We start from the raw sequence: 18564 nt of genomic DNA, 5'->3' as shown, positions 1-18564 counted from the left end.
GCTGCCCATGGATTCGCCGAAGTCGCTTTCGAAATGGACGTAGCCGAGTTCGAGGCTGTGGTCTTCACCCCATCGCACCGTGCCCTTGGCCAGCGCCGAGAACGTGTCCTCGGAGGTGTTGAAGACTTCCTCGCCGGGCTTGGTGAAGGAGAGGGGGCGATCGTAGCCGCCAAAGTCGTAGTGGGTGGAGTTGCCCTGGCTGCCGGCGAAGTAGTTGCCGGTCTTGCGGCGCGCCGCGGCGGCGACGAAATCGAAGTTTTCCTGCCGGGTCGCCAGGGCGACGCTGCCGGAACCGTTCTTCAGGTCGAACAAGGACGGCGCGTCGGAGCGCTGCCCGTAGGTGGGCGCCGAGGGCGGCGAAAGGGCGTTGTCGCTGGTGCCGCCGCGCAGCCGCGCGCCGTAGGTCGCGCCGTCGTCGAGGATGTCGTCGACGTTCAGCGTGCGGATGGAGACGACGCCGCCCGTCGTTCCCGCGCCCTCCGCGCCGCTGCTCGGCCCCTTTTCGATGCTGACGCCGCCGATCAGATCCGGGTCGATGTAGACGCGCTCGTCGACGCCCTGATAGCCGCGCCATGTGGTCGTCGATTGCTGGGTGCCGTCGATCGCCACCTTGACGCGGCCCTGGCCCTGCAGGCCACGGATGTTGACGTCCAGCTTGGCGCCGTTGTGGCCGCCCGCCGCGACGACGCCGGGTGTGCCCTTGAAGATGTCGCCCGGCGAGGTGCCGCGAAAGCGCTCGATCTGCTGCTTGGAGATATAGGCGCTCGAACCCGGCGTTTCGTAGGGCAGATCGGTGGGATTGCCGCTTTTCGCCGTCACGTCGATGACGTCGAGTGTCAGCGTGCCGTCGGTGTCCAGCGGGGCGACCGCCGCTGCGACGCGGTCGCCGATCGCCACGGTGGTGGCGTTGGTGAAGTCGTAGGTCAGTCCCGATCCCTGCAGGATCCGGGAGAGCGCCTCCTGCGGCGCCATCGCGCCGGACACACCGTCCGAGCGCTTGTTCGAGACGATTTCGGGCCGGTAGGTCACCTGCAGGCCCGACCGCCGACCGAAGGCCACGAGGGCGCCGGAGAGCGACCCGGCGGGGATGTCGAACGTCGCCTGCCGCGCTTCCTGCGCATTGGCCGTCAGCGGCGCCCCGATCGTGGCCGCGCCGATGCACGTCGACCCCGAAAGCACGGCGACGAGCAGACGCCTGCCGCCACGCCGCGACCCCTCAAGCCCAGCTCTCAACCCCATCGTCCGGCCACTCCGTTTCGTCTCTTTGATGAAAGCGCCCCGCGATCCGGCCGCTGCCTGTCGCGAGGTCTCGATTCATGAGACGAACGGGGGGCGTGGATTTTCTCTTCCGCGGTCGGATTTTCAGATCGGCGAGATGACGGTGAGCCAGCGGGAGATCTGGCGGACCTTCCCGCCATGGGGCTGGACCACGGCTTCGAAGGCCGCGATCGGATTGGCAAGGTCGAACACACCGCTGGTCTGCCGCGCGCCGAGTGCCGGATCGGCGATCAGGACGCGGCCGGGCTGCCATCGCGCGATCCGGGCGACCAGCGAAGCGACGGTCTCCCGCTCGGCGACGATCACTCCCTCGCGCCAGCTGGCGATCTGGCTCGGATCGCGGCGGCCGCGCTCAAGGGCGCCGCCAGGCCCGTCCAGCGACAGCCAATCGCCGGCGGAAAGCCTCTCGCCGAAGGCCAGGGGGGAATCCGGCATCCTCGCCTCGACGGATCCCCGTTGAACCGACAAGGCGAGCCGGTCGGCGTCGCGGCTGACGTCGAAGGCGGTGCGGAGAGCCGTCGCCGTCAGATTGCCGGCGACGGCCTGGAACGGGCGGTCGGGCGAAGCGGCGACGTCGAAGAAGGCCATGCCGGCCAGGAGCTCGACCCGGCGCATGGCGGGGGAGATCTCGCTTCGCATGGCGCTGTCGGGACCGAGCGAGATCTTCGTGCCGTCCGAAAGGGCAATGTCGCGGATTTCGCCAGTGGAAGTGATGTGATCGGCCCTGGCGCGCAGCACCAAGCCCGGACCGAACAGGGCGCCGGCGCCGAGCGCTGCGGCGATGCCGGCGCCGCCGAGGACGAAGCCTCGCCGCGAGATCCCTTCTTTCGGCCCGGCGCCGCGCCGATCTTCGAGAACCTTGCCAGCCATGCCGTGGATCTCGGCGGCCTCCGCCCAGGCCGCCTCGTACTCGGGCCCCCGGGCGCGCCAGCGCTTCACGAGATCGCCGGCGACCGGATTTGCCGGATCGCTTTGAAGACGGATGACGAGATCGAACGCCTCCTCGAACAGCCGGTCGTCGTTCGACGGTTTTTCAGTCATGCGTGCCCGAATCCCTGTCCTGCCATTCGCAAGGCGAGGTCTCGCCTTCACCCTATCTGGAACGAATGAAAACCGGCAATTTTTACCGGCAAGGACGAACGACGCGTCCCGCCGGACGACGCATGGGCGGCTGCGACGGCCCGGCACGGGGCACCGGGGGCCGAAAAGCCGGGGATAGTCCTGCCGATGTCACGATTCGACCGCCGGGGACGGCTCGTGGAGAGGCCGGGCATGGGCTATGGGTCGCAGGATGAAAGCCGCCCAGACGCGCCAGTTCGATCTTTTCGCCGCGCCGCATCCCGGCCCGGAGCAGCCGGCGCGAAGCAAAGCAGCCGCCTCACGACGGCCCGGTGCGTCGATGCCGCGTACGGCTGCCCTGGCCGACCCCGAGGCCATGGCTCGGCATCTGGAGGCGACCGGGAACTACCGCGTCCTGCGCCGGCTCGAACCGCGTCCGGTGCTTTCGCCTTGGACACTCACCATGAAGCGGGCGGGCGAGAAGATCGGCGTCATCCTCGACACCGAGACCACCGGCCTCGACGCATCCACCGACGAGATCATCGAACTCGGCATGGTGATGTTCACCTATGACGCGAACGGCATCGGCGACGTCGTTTCGGTCTTCAGCCGGTTGCGCGAGCCGGCGCGGCCGATAAGCCCGCAGATCACCCGCATCACCGGCATCACCGACGAGATGGTAACAGGCAAGACGATCGACCCGGCGGAGGTCGCCGCTTTCGTCGCGCCGGCAGATCTCGTCATTGCCCACAACGCCAAGTTCGACCGCCCTTTCTGCGAGCGCTTCGCGCCAGGATTTGCCGACAAGCCCTGGGCCTGCTCGGTCGCCGAAGTCGACTGGAGCGAGCTGGGCTTCGAGGGGGCGAAGCTCACCTATCTGGTCGGCCAGTGCGGCCTCTTCCACAACGGCCACCGGGCCGTCGACGACTGCCATGCGCTTCTGGAAGTCCTCGCCTTCGAAACCGCGACGGGTGCCACCGGCTTTTCCCGCCTCGTCGCCTCGGCCGAACGCCGCTGCTGCCGGATTTTCGCAGTCGGCAGCCCGTTCGAGCTGAAGGACGTTCTCAAGGCGCGCGGCTATCGCTGGAACGACGGCAATGACGGGCGTCCGAAAAGCTGGTGGACCGAGGTCGACGAGGCGGCCTTTGCGGAGGAATGCCGGTTCCTGCGCGAGGAGATCTATCGGCACGACTGGGAGCCGCTGAGCCAGTGGCTGACGGCGGCCGAGCGCTACAAGGGCTGAGCGCCGCAGCGTCCTGGCCCGCCGGCATGATCGCCTCGCCGTTTTGGGGCGGCTTTCGACGTGGAGGGACCTGATGCTGCGCTTTTCCGCCAATCTCGGCTTTCTGTGGACCGAGCTTGCGCTCCCCGATGCGATCCGCCGGGCCAGGGGGGCGGGGTTCGAGGCCGTCGAGTGCCACTGGCCCTACGACGTCGATCCGGACGCGGTGAGGGCCGCGCTGGAGGAAACCGGCCTGCCGATGCTCGGCCTCAACACCCGCCGCGGCAGGCCCGGCATCGACAACGGCCTTGCCGCCCTTCCCGGCCGCGAGGCCGAGGCGCGGGCGGCGATCGACGAAGCCTTCGCCTATGGCGCGCGGATCGGCGCGAGGCGGGTCCACGTGATGGCGGGCAAGGCCTTTGGCGTCGCGGGTGCGCGCAAGACCTTCGAGACCAATCTCGCGCATGCCTGCGACGTCGCCGCCCGCCACGCGATGGGGGTCCTGATCGAGCCGCTGAACCACCGCGACGCACCCGACTATTTCCTCATCGGCCTTGCGATGGCCGCCGACATCGTCGCGCGCCTCGCCCGGCCGGAGCTGTCGATCATGTTCGACTGCTACCATCTGCAGATCACCGGCGGCGATCTTGCCGAAAGCTTCAGGTCCCATCGGGAAATGATCGGCCATGTCCAGATCGCCGCCGTCCCTTCGCGCGCCGAGCCGGACGGCGGGGAAGTCGCCTATGACCGGCTGCTTCCGATGTTCGAGGTCGCCGGCTACGACGGTTTCGTCGGGGCGGAGTACAGGCCCGCGACGACGACGGATGCGGGGCTCGGCTGGATGGCGGCGTATCGGCCATGATGCCGTCGGCCCGGGCGAGGCGTCCCTGCAGCGGCCGCGGGCGCCGGCATGGGCGGGGCGGCGGTCCGGCCGGTTGAGTACGGCGCGCCGTGTCTGGATCGCTCCGATGGTCGATGGTCGATGGTCGATGGACGAGCCATTGCCAATTGGCAACGAAACCACTATTTCATGCCAAAAGCCGATGACTGCCGGAGATCGCCTGTGCCCGCATTGGAACTCGTTCACGCCCGCCCCGCCGAGCCCGCGCCTGCCGTCATGGGCGGTGCCGACGCCGCGGCCGCGGCGCGGGCGGTGGTCAATCTGTTCGCGCGTTGGGGTCTGTCCGACCGGGACGCCTGCATCCTCCTCGGCGGCATCGCCCCGCGCAGTTGGGCGCGCTGGAAGAAGGGCGAGTTGCCGAAGCTCACCCGCGATCTCGGCGCCCGACTCTCCAATCTCCTCGGCATTCACAAGAGCCTGCGCATCGTCTTTGCCGAGCCCGAGCGCGGCTATGGCTGGATCTCCCGGCCGAACGCGGCTTTTGGCGGGCGCTCCGCGCTGGAGGTGATGCGGGGCGGCGAATTGACCGACCTGATGCGCGTTCGCCGCTATCTCGACGCCGAGCGGGGCGGCTGGTGAGACGCCGCAAGGGCGGGCCGCGATGACGGCGACGCCGCCGCTTTCCCGGCTGCGCTGGCCGGCGACCCACCGCATCATCCGCTCGGTCTTTCCGCCGATCGACCTCTTCGAGGACATCGCCGACCCGGCCGACTGGGATGCCCTGGCGCGCGCCGAGGCGGCGACCAATCCGAGGCTCGCCGAAACGATCGGCCATCTCGACGCCGTGCCCTTGGAACGGCGCGTTTCGGGGCCGGGCGCCAGCTGGGCGATGGCGCCCTTCACCCATTTCTCGCCCGACCGGCCGAGCCGCTTCTCCGACGGCTCCTTCGGTATCTACTACGCCGGCGACCGCATCGAGGTGGCGCTGTTCGAGACGATCCATCACCACCAGCGCTTCATGGCCGCGACGGCCGAGCCCCCCGGCTGGACGTCGCAGTTTCGCGAACTCGTCGGCAGGCTCGACGCGGAGCTGCACGATCTCGGTGGAGGAGGGTGGCAGCCGTGCCTCGAGCCGGACGACTACGCGCCGTCGCAGGCGCTCGCCCAGCGTCTCAGAGGCGAGGGCTCCGACGGCATCGCCTATCCGAGCGTCCGCTTTCCGGGCGGCCGTTGCCTCGCGGCCTTCTGGCCGGACGTGGTCGGCGTGCCGGCGCAGGGCCGGCACTATTCCTATCATTGGGACGGCGCGAGGGTCGATCTCCTGCGCGAAGAGGCCTCGGGCGAGACCTATGCGGTGAGAGACTAGGCGCGCTGACCCGCCTGGGCGTTGACGCAGAGGACGAGCAGGCGGATTCTGCATGCCGGCTGCCGCCGTCTGGCCTTGCCTGATAATTGCCATTGCGGAACGAGTGTCACGAGGGGGGCGTGACGCAAGCGGTGCCATGGCCGATCGGGAAGTCCAAAATGGACCGTTTGTGAGCGGCATCGCCCGATATCGACAAAAATTAGCTTGCAGCGCTTTCGAGCATGCGCGATAAATGGGATCACCTTTTTGATACAGTTTGGTGGCCCGACGCGCTCCATGTCCCGCATTTTTGCCTATGTCCGGGTCTCGACCGTCGGACAGACCACAGAGAATCAGCTCGGCGAGATCCGCGCGGCGGGGTTTCAGGTTGAGCCGCGCCGGATCGTCGCCGAAACCGTCTCCGGCTCGGTCGCCGCGTCCGAGCGGCCCGGCTTCGCCAAGCTCGTCGATCGGCTGGAGGAGGGCGACATCCTCGTCGTCACCAAGCTGGACCGGCTCGGCCGCAATGCGATGGACGTGCGCAAGACCGTCGATCGGCTCGACGAAGGCGGGATCAAGGTGCACTGCCTGGCGCTCGGCGGCGTCGATCTGACGAGCCCGGCGGGGCGCATGACGATGGGCGTGATCAACGCCGTCGCCGAATTCGAGCGCGACCTTCTGATCGAGCGCACCCAGGCCGGGCTGATCCGCGCCAAGGCCGAGGGCAAGACGCTCGGCCGTCCGCCGCGCCTGACCGAAGTCCAGAGACAGGCCGTGATCCGCAAGCTGGAAGACGGCGCCTCGATTTCCCGGCTGGCGCGAGACTTCGATGTAAGCCGGCTGACCATCACGCGTGTCCGGGATAGAACGAAGGACGCGCCGAAGCCGGATGGGGGCGCGGGGAGGGGCGCGATCGACTGCTCCGGGGAGGCACCCGATGCCGATCCGGCCTGAACACCGGCACTTCTACCCGATCGACTGGCGCGAGCTCTCCGCCGCCATCCGCTTCGGCCGCGCCAAGGGCCGCTGCGAGCATTGCGGGCGGCGGCATGGCGAAAGGGTCTACCATCTTCCCGGCGGTCGCTGGTTCGACGAGGCGGCCGGGCGCTGGCGCGACGGGCGCTGGCGATTGCTGCGCCATGCCTTGCCGGACCCGAGGCAGGCGGATCCCGAGAACGGAGCGGCAATGCAGCTGGCTGGGGCCGACCAGCCGTGGCGGCTCCTGGAGGTGCGCCTCTCCTGCGCCCATCTCGATCAGGACACCGCCAACAATTCCGGCGACAACCTCGCCGCGCTCTGCCAAGCCTGCCATCTCAATCACGACCGGCCCTGGAACATGAAGAAGCGGCGGCTGACGATCCTGATGCGTCGCGCCATCGGCGATCTGTTCGAAGGGCCATATCGGAAATGATCGACCGGACGGGTTGAACGCCGCCGGTCATGGCTCTGCGGCAACCCGAGCGAATGCATGTCGGGAGCGTAAGGCGCCTCGGCACACGGCCGATCGGGGGTGATTGCGCTGGCTTCCGGTGCGATGAGCGACCAAGGCTATGCGTCCTTCCTGTAGGGCCAGCGCGGCTGCGAGGACGGCGCAAAGCGTCTCCCGCCGGGTCGGCGACGTGCTAAAGCCATGCCGGACCTGGAAGGCCCGCCCGGACCATCCGTTGACAGCTGCCAAGTCGGCGGCTGACGAGAAGAGAGCCCATGCGACGATCCTACACCCCGACCATCGGTGAGCTCGAAACCCTGCGGGCCCTGGCAGAGGCGGGCTCGGCGACGCGGGCGGCGCATACTCTCGGCCTGACCCAGAGCGCCATCAGCCGCTCGCTCCGGAGCCTCGAGGAGCGGCTCGGCGTGCGGCTGTTCCACCGGGTGCGTCAGCGGCTGATCCTTTCGGATGCCGGACGCTCCTTCCTGCGCGATGCCGAGCGGATCCTCGCCGACCTCGACGGCGCGGCGCTGACGGTCATGTCATTCGGCGGCCGCGAACAGCTTCTTCGCCTCGTCGTCCTGCCGACCTTCGCCAGTGCTTGGCTGATCCCGCGGCTCCCCCGCCTCGCCGCGACTGCACCGGACATCACCATCGATCTCACCTCGGCACTGGGGCCGGTGGATTTTTCCCGCGACCCGGCGGATGCGGCGATCCAGCGGCTGGAGCTGCGTTCGCGCGGGGCCGAGGCGATCGCGCTCCTCGACGAAACGCTGATCGTCGTCGCCAGCCCGAACGTCGCCGGACGATCGGGCGGCCTCACCGACGGCGAGCTCGCCGAGCTGCCGCTCTTGCAGCAGGCGACGCGGCCCGATCTCTGGCTGCGCTGGTTCCAGGTGGCGAAGATGGACGCCGTCAGCATCCTTCGCGGGCCGCGCTTCGAACATTTCGGCATGGTTCTCTCGGCAGCGCGGGCGGGGCTCGGCGCGGCGCTGGTGCCCCATGTCCTCGTCGAGGAGGAAATCGCCTCCGGACGGCTGGTGCGCGCCTCGGCCCGCAGTCTCGACGGCGGCTCGCCCTACGGCCTGATCTTCCCGCCGCAGCAGGCCGACAACCCGGCCTTCACGGTGTTTCGCGACTGGCTGGTGGCGGAATCCGCCAGTTCGGCGCGCACGGCCGATCCGGCCTGACCCGCGCGGGTTCAGCGGCCTCGCACGGCGGCCTGCCCGGCGATGCGACCGAGGGTGACGGCGGTCAGAAGCCTATGCCTGCGGGTGGAACGACAAGTTGGACGATCGCCGCCCTGCCCCGTGCGGCTGGCGCCGCTGGCCGATGCTTTTTCGCCGGGCTTGCCTCGCTCGATGGCAAGGCGGGGCCTTGAGGAACTGGAACGCCCCGCCCTTCGACGTCATGATCGATCCTCATGACTTTGCAAGTCCAATTCGTTTGAAGCCCCTCGCCCGCCGGTGCTATCACCGCGGCCGAACGCAAAGACATTCGGGAGAATTCTCATGGCCCTGAAGCCCAAGGACGCGCCGGATCTCGGCCGGTTCGACTGGGCGGACCCGTTCCGCCTTTCCGCCCAGCTGTCCGAGGACGAGCGCATGCTCGCCGAGGCGGCGCGCAACTTCGCCGAAAGCCGCCTCGCCCCCGCCGTCGTCGAAGCGGCGCGCGAGGAGCGGATCGACCCGTCGATCTTCCCGGCGATGGGCGAGATGGGGCTTCTCGGCGTGACCATTCCCGAAGAATATGGTGGCATCGGCGCCTCCTATGTCGCCTATGGCCTCGTCGCCCGGGAGATCGAGCGGATCGATAGCGGCTATCGCTCGATGATGTCGGTGCAGTCCTCTCTCGTCATGTATCCGATCTACGCCTATGGCACCGAGGAGCAGCGTCGGCGCTACCTGCCGAAGCTCGCCTCCGGCGAGTTCATCGGCTGCTTCGGCCTCACCGAGCCCGACGCCGGCTCCGACCCCGGCGGCATGAAGACCGTCGCAAAGAAGACCGAGGGCGGCTATGTCCTCAACGGCTCGAAGATGTGGATCTCCAATTCGCCGATCGCCGACGTCTTCGTCGTCTGGGCGAAGTCCGAGGCCCATGGCGGCAAGATCAAGGGCTTCGTCCTCGAAAAGGGCATGAAGGGCCTCACCGCCCCGAAGATCGGCGGCAAGCTGTCCCTGCGGGCCAGCGTCACCGGCGAGATCGTGCTCGACGGCGTCGAGGTCTCGGAAAACGCGCTTCTGCCGAATGTCGAGGGGCTGAAGGGGCCGTTCGGCTGTCTCAACCGAGCCCGCTACGGCATTTCATGGGGCGTCATGGGCGCGGCGGAAGCCTGTTTCCACGCCGCCCGCCAATACGGCCTCGACCGCAAGCAGTTCGGCAGGCCCCTCGCCCAGACCCAGCTGTTTCAGAAGAAGCTCGCCGAGATGGAGACCGAGATCGCCCTCGGGCTTCAGGCCTCGCTCCGGGTCGGCCGCCTGATGGACGAGGCGAATGCCGCCCCGGAGATGATCTCGCTGATCAAGCGCAACAACTGCGGCAAGGCTCTCGACATCGCCCGGATGGCCCGCGACATGCACGGCGGCAACGGCATTTCCGAGGAATTCCCGGTGATGCGCCACATGATCAATCTCGAGACCGTCAACACCTATGAGGGCACCCACGACGTCCACGCGCTGATCCTCGGCCGCGCCGTGACCGGGCTGCAGGCCTTCTTTTGATGGCCGATGCGCCGCTGAAGGGCCTCAAGGTCGTCGAGCTCGCCCGCATCCTCGCCGGTCCCTGGATCGGCCAGACGCTGGCCGATCTCGGCGCCGAGGTGATCAAGGTCGAGGCGCCGGAAGGCGACGATACGCGGACCTGGGGCCCACCCTTCATCCAGCGCGACGGCGAGGAACGGCCGACGGCCGCCTATTTCCACGCGGCTAACCGGGGCAAGCAGAGCTTCGTCTGCGACTTCAAGGACGAGGCGCAGTTGGAGGCGCTGAAACGGCTGATCGATGACGCCGACATCGTCGTCGAGAACTTCAAGGTCGGGGGTCTCAGGCGCTTCGGCCTCGACTACGACAGCCTTTCAGCGCGCAATCCCCGCCTCGTCTACGCCTCGATCACCGGCTTCGGCCAGACCGGGCCGGAGGCGTCGCGGCCGGGCTACGACTTCCTGATCCAGGGGATGTGCGGGATCATGGACCTGACCGGCGATCCCGAGGGCGAGCCGCAGAAGATCGGCGTCGCCTGGATCGACATCCTGACCGGGCTCTACGGCACCATCGCCATCCAGGCGGCGATCATCGAGCGGCAGCGTTCCGGGCTCGGCCAACATGTCGACCTCGCCCTCCTCGACTGCGGCGTCGCAGCGCTCGCCAACCAGGCGATGAACGCTCTCGTCTCCGGCAAGGCGCCGCGGCGCATGGGCAATGCCCATCCGAATATCGTGCCCTATCAGGTCTTCGCGGCAAGCGACGGCCACGTCATCGTCGCCTGCGGCAACGACCGGCAGTTTGCGAATCTCTGCCGGGTGCTCGATCTCGGCGCCCTCGCCGCGGACCCCGCCTTCGCCACCAATCCGGCGCGGGTGGAGAACCGCGAGCGGCTGACCGCCCTCCTCGGCCCGGCCATTGCCCGGCAGAACCGCGCGGACATCATCGCCGCACTGGAGGCTGCCGGCGTTCCCGGCGGGCCGATCAACACCGTCGCCGAGGCCCTTGCGGAGCCGCAGATCGAAGCGCGCGGCCTGAAGATCGAGGCCGGCGGCGTGCCGGGGCTGAGAACGCCGATCGTGTTTTCGCGGAGCGGGCTGGAGACCGACAGGCCGGCGCCGGCGCTGGATGCGGCGAAGGGGATCGAGACGGCCCGTTTCGGGGTGTGAGGCACGCAGCGGGCAGAAACGGTCGAGCGTATCACCGGGCTCTGAGCGGCCTGATCTTCGACCTGCTCGGTCCTCACGGCGACGGTCAAGCCTGACGACTAATCGTCGCCGCGACCGCTCGACGTTTGCGCGCGTGTTCAACAGTCGGAACTGGTGTTGAACATCCCTTGTCGGCAGGGCCACATTCCGGCATGTTCAACGATCATTTCGAGTGTTGAACATGCCGCGCCATTCGCCGATCGCCCACGCCGCCTATCACGATCTCCTGCGCTCGCTGCTCGAGGAACACGCGGGCGAATTGCGCGGCACGCCGACCCGCGTCGCCCGCGGCGGCAAGGTCTATTGGTACGACAGCTATCGGGTCGGCACCGAGGTGCGCAAAAGCTATATCGGCGAGGATACCCCTGCCCTGTCCGAGCGGCTCGCACGCCATGCGGCGATCGCCGCCGATGCCAAGGACCTCCAGCGCGAGCGAGCGCGGCTGATCCGGATCCTTCGCGCCGAAGGCTTCATGGGTCTCGACGCCACCACCGGCAGCCTGGTCGCGGCGATGGCGAAGGCCGGGCTCTTCCGCCTCGGCGGCACCATCGTCGGCACCCACGCCTTTCGCCTCTACGAAGGCGAGCTCGGCATCCGCTACCGGCTCGACGACACCGCCCAGACCGACGATCTCGACATCGCCAGCTTCGAGCGGCTGTCGCTCGCCGTCGAGGACGAAACCGCGCCGCCGCTCGGCGAGGTACTTGCGGGTTTCGCCTTCGATCCGGTGCCGTCTCTCGAGGTGAACGCGACCTGGCGGTGGCGGCAGACGAAGGGCAATGCCCTGGTCGAATTCCTCACCCCGGCCTTCGACGAAGAGGAAGGCCTCAGGCCGCTGAAGGCACTCGGCGTCAGCGCCCGGGCGCTGCATCATCTCAACTATCTGATCGCCGAGCCGATTGCCGCGGCTCTCGCCTATCGCGCCGGCGTGCTGGTGCAGATCCCGCGGCCGGAGCGCTTTGCCGTCCACAAGCTGATCGTCGCGGCGAGGCGGTCGGGCGCCGATCGGCTGAAGTCGGAGAAGGATCGGCGCCAGGCCGCCTTTCTGATCGAGGCCCTGGCGGAGGACCGGCCCGACGATCTGCGCGAGGCCTATGAGGATGCGCTGTCGCGAGGGCCTCGCTGGCGCGAACGGATCGCTGCCAGCCTTGAGAGATTGCCGGCGACCCGCGCGCGGCTGGAAGAGCTGGGGTGAGGCCGCCCGTCCGTTGGATCCGGGCGGAACGCGCCCACCGAAGCTTGCGCGAAGATGGCTCATGGTTTGGGGACGCTTGACTCGACTCGCGCACTTGCCCATCGTTCGCTTACGGAAAACAAGCGTCGATCCATCTTGGCAACGTAACAGGATCGAAAGCCCGCAGCCGCGTCGGCAGATCGTAGTTCGGTGACGTCGTCCTTGGGCGGTCAAACGGGCTTCGCCGAGCTGGCGTAAGTCGCGGCTTCGATCAATCCGGCAGCGGGGCGGGACCTTTCGCGCCGGCGCAGGAGAGGAAAGGCGTTCGTCATGGCCGAGGATGCAACCCAGCGAGCCGGTGCCCCCGGCCCGACACGAAACGAGACCGGCGCGGTGGCAGAGGCACGAAACACAGAGGTGAGAACGGTGCGGGGCCATGCCGACGAGGCGATCGCCCGCGACGCCGAGCTTCTGTCGGCGCAGCTCAGCCAGATGCGCGAGCGGCTGTTTCCGCCATCGGCAAAGAAGGCGCTGCGCTCCTTCACCTCGGGCGAGGCGGCCAAGCTGATCGGCGTCTCGGACGGCTATCTGCGCCAGCTGTCGATCTCCGGCGAGGGACCGCAGCCCGAGACCGGCCCCGGCGGGCGGCGCTCCTATACGCTGGAGACGATCAATGCGCTGCGTCGCCATCTCGCCGGCCAGCACGAGAAGGGCAGCCCCAAGGCGCGGCAATATCTGAAATGGCGCGAGCCGGGCGAACATCTCCAGGTGATCGCCGTCACCAACTTCAAGGGCGGCTCCGGCAAGACCACGACCTCGGCCCATCTCGCCCAATATCTCGCCCTCGAGGGCTATCGGACGCTGGCGATCGATCTCGATCCCCAGGCCTCTTTCTCGGCGCTGCTCGGCTACCAGCCGGAACTCGATCTCTCCGGCAACGACACGCTGTACGGCGCGATCCGCTACGACGAGCTGCGCCGCCCGCTGCGCGAGGTGGTGCGGCCGACCTATTTCGACGGGCTGTCGCTGGTGCCGGGCAATCTCGAACTGCAGGAGTTCGAGCACACGACGCCGCGCCAATTGGCCGAACGCGGCGCCACCGACGACCTGCCGTTCTTTGCCCGGATCGGCGCGGTCATCGAGGAGATGGAGGCGGAATTCGACGTCGTCGTCATCGACTGCCCACCGCAGCTGGGTTTCCTCACCCTCGGGGCGCTCTGCGCCGCGACCTCGGTCGTCGTCACGGTCCATCCGCAGATGCTGGACGTCGCCTCGATGAGCCAGTTCCTGTTCATGACCGCCGATCTGCTCTCGGTTGTGCGGGAGGCGGGCGGGACGCTCGGCTTCGACTTCCTGCGCTATCTCGTTACACGCTACGAGCCCCATGACGGGCCGCAGGCGCAGATCGCCGGTTTTTTGCGCGCCCAGTTCGGCGAGCGGGTTTTGACCAACGCCATGCTGAAGTCGACGGCGATCTCCGATGCCGGCCTCACCAAGCAGACGCTTTACGAGGTCGGCCGGGAGAATTTCACCAGGGGCACCTACGACCGGGCGATGGAATCGCTGTCGGCGGTCAATGGCGAGGTCGAGGCGCTGATTCGCGCCGCCTGGGGGCGGCCGTGAGGAAGATATCCGACCGCGTCGAGACGACCGGCCTCGGGGCTGTACGCTTCTCGAAAAACGACGACGGTTCAGTGGCTTGCAGGCGGTTTCGGCATCGTTTGCGGGCCACTTCGCGGCTCCGTTCGGAAAAAACTTATCCCCACCCCGCGCCGCCTCGTTCATCCTGGCGCGACGGGCCGGCCATGGCTGAGATGCATCCAAGCGAAAGGGAGGGAAGGCGATGGTGAAACGCAAGGACGCTTTGCGCGCCCTCCTCTCCGCCGCCCCAGGCGATGCCAAGAGCGGCTCGCAGCATGCAGGTGAAGAGCCGGCGGGACGCAACAGCGCTCAGGACGACGCGCCCTCCCCGTCCCTGCCCGCCGCATCGGATGAGGCGCCCCGCGAACCCCATCGCGAGCATGCGCGCTCGGGCGCGATCAACGCCATGCGCAGCTCCTGGGGCGAACTCCAGAAGGAGGCCGAAGCCGCCCGGAAGCTGCGCGAGGACGTGCGCGCCGGTGGCCATGTCGTGTCGATCGATCCGCAGATGATCCTGCCCTCGCCGGTGGTCGACCGGCTGTCGCGGGCCGGCGATCTCGATCCGGGCTTCGACGCCCTGAAGGCCTCGATCGCCGCCGACGGGCAGAGCGTGCCGGTGCTGCTTCGCCCGCATGGCGACCCGGCCAAGGCGGCCGCCGGCTTCTTCGAGACCGCCTATGGCCATCGCCGGGTGCGGGCGGCGAAGGATCTGGGGCTCCCGGTCAAGGCGATCGTCCGGCCGCTCACCGACGACGAACTGGTGCTCGCGCAGGGCCGCGAGAACGCCGAGCGGCGCGACCTCACCTTCATCGAGCGGGCGTTCTTCGCCAAGGGGCTGGAGGCGCGCGGCTTTTCCCGCGAGACGATGCGCGCGGCGCTCGGTATCGACAACACCGAGCTCACCCGACTCCTCCAGGTGGCTCACCGGATCCCGGTGGCGATTGCCGAGGCCGTCGGCCCGGCGCCGAAGGCCGGGCGGCCGCGCTGGGGCGAGCTCGGCGAAAAGATCGAGCGCCAGGGCGGGCGCGAGGTCGCGATGGACTTCGTCGCGCGCGACGCCTTCCGCGCTCTGACGGATTCCGACGCACGGTTTCGCGCGCTCTACAAGCGCATGGACCGCAGCTCGCGTGGCCGCGAGGCCGCCGGTGAAAGAAAGATCACCGTCAATGACGGCATTGTTCTGGCGGTGGCAAGAAGCGGGCCGCGGTCGCGCCCTGCGCTGGCCTTCCAGACCGGCGACGCCGAGGCCTTTGCCGATTTTGTCGCGGCGCGACTGCCGGGGCTCTACCGGGATTTCCAGGCGGCGGCCGAGGATGGCCGGGAGACTGAAGGCTCGGTGGACGGACCGTCGGAGGACACGTCGACCTGAAGGCCAGGCGACGAATTTCACCGCTCGTCGATCGGTTTCGACGAGCAAGACGCGACTGAAAATGGAGACGCGAAAGACGGCAAAAGAAAAGGCCCCGAAGCGGGAGCCGCAACAGGACCTGATCTGTAAGACTAGACACCTTCCGATCTAGGCCCTCCCGACTTACACGTCAAGCAGCTTCGCGGTTCCCCGCCACGGGCTTTTCTTGCCTCGCGCAAGGAAGGCGAACGTGACGGAACAAGGATGGCGTGCGCCTCGCGCACGGAGGACGCCCGGCCGGGAAACGGTTTTCGGGCAGGCGACGACGCACGCCGACGTGGCGGGAATGACGGCGGCCAGGAGCTCCAGCGCCGCTCCCCGCACCCGCTCTGGGACCAAGGCGGAAGCTACCGAGCAGCCCGCCTTCAAGGCCGAACCACCCTCCCAGGTCTTCACGGCCAAGGCGGCGATCTGGGCGGATTTTCGCGCCGGGCTGATTTCGCTCGAGGAGGCCGAGCGGCGCTCGGCAAGGATCGGCGCAGCCGCCGAAGCGTCCGTCGATTGCCCCGCGCCTCGAAAGAAAGGCCGCGCCCCTCGGCCGACCCCCCGGCCGCGCCACACCCGCCCTGCCCCAAAGCCGTCGCGGCAATATGCCAATCCGATGGCGACGACGGCGATGCGCGACGACCGGCTCACCCCCGGCGCCAAGGCGTTGCTCGTCGTCCTGCGGGCCCGCTGCGGCAAGGGCCGGGTGACGCAGTTCGCCAAGGCGACGCTGGCGGCGACGATGCAGCGCTCAGCCCGCACCATCCGCCGCTATCTCCTCGACCTCGAACGCTTCGGCTACATCGCCGCGCGCATCCGCAAGACGGCAAAGGGGTTCCACACCGGGCTGGTGATAACGCTGACGAACAAGGTGCTGCCGTTCTTCGCCGAACAGTCAGGCCTCGCCGCCTGGCTGGCGGAGGCGCCGGAGCGCGAGCGTCTGCCGTTTCCCCCCTTCGCCGCGACCCGCCGGGCAGCAGCAGCCACGTCCCTGCCCGTGCCGGCGCTGGTGATCGAAATGCAACGAAAACCGACATTCCAAGGTGTGACAGTGCTGTCGCCCAACAACCATATCCATCAAGATTCTTCTTTAAGGAGAAGATTTCGCCGGGAGATATCTGAGGGGCTTTGGTGCAAGGGCGGCGGATAGACCTGACCCAGCCCGCTTGCCACGCCAGAAGAGGATGAATCGCTTGGAGAGAGACGAGCGGATGAGGGCGCTTGGCTTGAAATTACCGGAACCCCTTGGCCAGATTGCGAGGCCTTTGATCAAGCCGGATCAGAGCCGGAAGACGTCGTTGACAGCTGTCAACGCGACGGCGGCGGCTGACGTCCCTTGCCCTTCGGCCACGGGACGCGTCGTGTTGGCATGAGACCATCATCGCTATGGCTGACATTCTTCGAGAGCCGTGATCGATAAGACCCGTGCCTTTCTGATTGCACCACCTAGAGGCCACTCCTCGGTGGGATCGACGACTTCAGCCAGAAGCTTGCTCTCGCCCTGACCGAAGTCCGTGAGGCGGATCGAGATCCTCTGCACCATCATTGTGAGGAAGACCGATCGTGGTTTCGATAATCTGGCTGAATTGGCTGTCGAGGCGGCAAGAAAACTGGTGCCGCAGGTCCCGGGCAACGGCAAATGGGGGCGTGATGCGATCGCCAATCACTGGCGTCTCGCGACCGTTTCCTGCCGAGGCGCGGGCCATTTCTCTTCGGCGGTGCCATCGCAGAAAAGCTCACCGGGAGCGGGCAGCTGGCTCCGGCAAACGATTGGATGATTGCCGAGTTGCGTCAGCTTTTGGCCAGCCTCAACGATGGCGAGAACGCCGGAGACTGAGCCATTGACAGCTGTCAACGACACACGGGAAGAGTGCGCGTCAAAGCCATGCGGGCTGTCCTTCTCCCTCCTGCCCGCATGGCGCAAAAGATTGCATGCAATTGCCGCAATTGCTCAGAACTGCAGCAATCTGGCGCGTGCTTCCCCGCCCCAACCCATTGCCAACGCGCTATCTCAGACTTGGCACGGCCATTGCATGCAATCCAACCCGAGGCCCGGGCGCGTGTTCCCGGGGCGTCGCGGCCAGCCCTCGGGAAGCCGCCGCGGCGAGACACATGAACCGGGCACCTCGGGATGGCCGGGGACCAGACAAAGGGACGACCGATGCTGCCAATGAACCGCCGCCGCTTCCTTGCCACCACCGCTGCGCTGTCAGCCGCACCGCTGCTCGGCCGGGTGAGCCCCGCCTTCGCCGCGTCGTTGACTGCCGGCTTCGTCTATGTCGGCCCGCGCGACGACTATGGCTACAACCAGTCCCATGCCGAGGGCGCCGCGGCGATCAGGGACATGGCGGGCCTCACGATCATCGAGGAAGAGAACGTCGCCGAGAGCGACGCCGTCGTCAAAACCATGGAATCGATGATCCAGCTCGACGGCGCCGGGCTGATCTTCCCGACGTCCTTCGGCTACTACAATCCCTTCGTCGTCGACACCGCCAAGGCCTACGAGGACGTCCAGTTCCGCCATTGCGGGGGTCTGTGGACTGACAAGGACCCGAAGAACGCCGGCTCCTATTTCGGCTATATCGGCACGGCGCAGTATATCTGCGGCATCATCGCCGGCCATATGACCAAGTCGAAGCGCCTCGGCTTCGTCGCGGCCAAGCCCATCCCGCAGGTTCTGCTCAACATCAACGCCTATACGCTCGGCGCGAGAAGCGTCGATCCGGAGATCACCACGCAGGTGATCTTCACCGGCGACTGGGCGATGCCGGTCAAGGAGGCCGAGGCGGTCAATGCGCTGGTCGATCAGGGCGCCGACGTCCTGACCTGCCATGTCGATAGCCCGAAGGTGTTCGTCCAGACCGCTGCCGGCAGGGGCGCCTATGTCACCGGCTATCACACCAGCCAGGCCCCGCTCGCCCCGGAGAAATACCTCACCGGCGCCGAGTGGCACTGGGCGACCGTCTACAAGATGTTCGCCGAGAAGGCGCTCGCCGGCGAGGAGCTGCCGAATTTCGTCCGCGGCGGTCTGGCCGAAGATTTCGTCAAGATCTCCGACTACGGCCCGGCCGTCACGGAGGAGGCAAAGAAGCAGGCCGATGCCGTCAAGGCCGAGGTGATGAAGGGCGGCTTTGCCGTCATAAAGGGGCCGCTGAAGGACAACAAGGGCAACGACGTCGTCGCCGCCGGCAACGAATATCCCGAGACCGCCATCGAGCTCGAGAGCATGGACTACCTCGTCGAGGGCGTCATCGGCTCGACCTCGTGAGGGCGCG

General features: G+C 67.7%; 17 protein-coding genes. 15 read left to right on the top strand and 2 right to left on the bottom strand.

Translation table 11 applies throughout. The features are described from left to right. On the bottom strand, positions 1 to 1239 hold a 1239-nt coding region (locus tag GTK09_RS24695), incomplete at its 3' end, for a TonB-dependent receptor (RefSeq protein ID WP_163466073.1). A gap of 123 nt (positions 1240 to 1362) precedes the next feature. Further along, positions 1363 to 2319, bottom strand: coding sequence for a FecR family protein (locus GTK09_RS24690; RefSeq protein ID WP_163466072.1), 957 nt, complete (start codon positions 2317 to 2319; stop codon positions 1363 to 1365). A 250-nt stretch (positions 2320 to 2569) separates the two neighbouring features. Between GTK09_RS24690 and GTK09_RS24685 the strand changes: the two genes are divergently transcribed. From GTK09_RS24685 to GTK09_RS24615, 15 genes are all read left to right on the top strand, one after another. Further along, positions 2570 to 3580 (top strand): 3'-5' exonuclease, encoded by a 1011-nt coding sequence (locus GTK09_RS24685; protein WP_376768052.1) that lies wholly within the window; start codon positions 2570 to 2572, stop codon positions 3578 to 3580. Between the two features lie 73 nt (positions 3581 to 3653). After that, positions 3654 to 4421, top strand: coding sequence for a hydroxypyruvate isomerase family protein (locus GTK09_RS24680; protein ID WP_163466070.1), 768 nt, complete (start codon positions 3654 to 3656; stop codon positions 4419 to 4421). A 201-nt stretch (positions 4422 to 4622) separates the two neighbouring features. Further along, positions 4623 to 5039 (top strand): antitoxin Xre/MbcA/ParS toxin-binding domain-containing protein, encoded by a 417-nt coding sequence (locus GTK09_RS24675; RefSeq protein WP_376768051.1) that lies wholly within the window; start codon positions 4623 to 4625, stop codon positions 5037 to 5039. A 22-nt stretch (positions 5040 to 5061) separates the two neighbouring features. Beyond that, positions 5062 to 5766, top strand: a complete 705-nt coding sequence (locus tag GTK09_RS24670) for an RES family NAD+ phosphorylase (RefSeq protein WP_163466069.1) — start codon at positions 5062 to 5064, stop codon at positions 5764 to 5766. 276 nt (positions 5767 to 6042) lie between these two features. After that, positions 6043 to 6699 (top strand): recombinase family protein, encoded by a 657-nt coding sequence (locus GTK09_RS24665; protein WP_163466068.1) that lies wholly within the window; start codon positions 6043 to 6045, stop codon positions 6697 to 6699. Continuing rightward, a complete protein-coding gene (locus GTK09_RS24660) occupies positions 6683 to 7156 on the top strand; it encodes a hypothetical protein (RefSeq protein ID WP_163466067.1) in 474 nt (157 codons plus the stop codon). Before GTK09_RS24665 ends, GTK09_RS24660 begins: the two co-directional genes overlap by 17 nt. 293 nt (positions 7157 to 7449) lie before the next feature. After that, entirely contained in the window at positions 7450 to 8364 is a 915-nt protein-coding gene (locus GTK09_RS24655) for a LysR family transcriptional regulator (RefSeq protein ID WP_163466066.1), read from the top strand. A 321-nt stretch (positions 8365 to 8685) separates the two neighbouring features. After that, positions 8686 to 9894 carry an acyl-CoA dehydrogenase gene (locus GTK09_RS24650; RefSeq protein ID WP_163466065.1) on the top strand — a complete coding sequence of 403 codons (1209 nt, stop codon included), beginning with the start codon at positions 8686 to 8688 and terminating at the stop codon, positions 9892 to 9894. Beyond that, the gene (locus tag GTK09_RS24645) at positions 9894 to 11042 is read left to right on the top strand and encodes a CaiB/BaiF CoA transferase family protein (protein ID WP_163466064.1); all 1149 of its coding nucleotides are present in this window, start codon (positions 9894 to 9896) and stop codon (positions 11040 to 11042) included. Before GTK09_RS24650 ends, GTK09_RS24645 begins: the two co-directional genes overlap by 1 nt. Positions 11043 to 11262: 220 nt before the next feature. Beyond that, positions 11263 to 12276 (top strand): nucleotidyltransferase family protein, encoded by a 1014-nt coding sequence (locus GTK09_RS24640; RefSeq protein ID WP_163466063.1) that lies wholly within the window; start codon positions 11263 to 11265, stop codon positions 12274 to 12276. Between the two features lie 309 nt (positions 12277 to 12585). After that, on the top strand, positions 12586 to 13878 hold the full coding sequence (gene repA / locus GTK09_RS24635) for a plasmid partitioning protein RepA (protein WP_163466062.1): 1293 nt from the start codon (positions 12586 to 12588) through the stop codon (positions 13876 to 13878). 220 nt (positions 13879 to 14098) lie between these two features. Beyond that, a complete protein-coding gene (repB, locus tag GTK09_RS24630; RefSeq protein WP_163466061.1) occupies positions 14099 to 15265 on the top strand; it encodes a plasmid partitioning protein RepB in 1167 nt (388 codons plus the stop codon). A gap of 325 nt (positions 15266 to 15590) precedes the next feature. Then, positions 15591 to 16439, top strand: coding sequence for a helix-turn-helix domain-containing protein (locus tag GTK09_RS24625; protein ID WP_163466060.1), 849 nt, complete (start codon positions 15591 to 15593; stop codon positions 16437 to 16439). Between the two features lie 364 nt (positions 16440 to 16803). Continuing rightward, positions 16804 to 17067, top strand: coding sequence for a hypothetical protein (locus GTK09_RS24620; RefSeq protein WP_163466059.1), 264 nt, complete (start codon positions 16804 to 16806; stop codon positions 17065 to 17067). Between the two features lie 383 nt (positions 17068 to 17450). Next, positions 17451 to 18557: a BMP family ABC transporter substrate-binding protein gene (locus tag GTK09_RS24615; RefSeq protein WP_203561192.1), complete on the top strand. Its 1107-nt coding sequence runs from the start codon at positions 17451 to 17453 to the stop codon at positions 18555 to 18557. Positions 18558 to 18564 lie beyond the last annotated feature (7 nt).

Source organism: Jiella pacifica (assembly GCF_010500815.1).
Taxonomy (GTDB): domain Bacteria; phylum Pseudomonadota; class Alphaproteobacteria; order Rhizobiales; family Rhizobiaceae; genus Jiella; species Jiella pacifica.
Note: the sequence above shows the minus strand (reverse complement) of the source record. Positions and strands in the feature narration are given on the sequence as shown.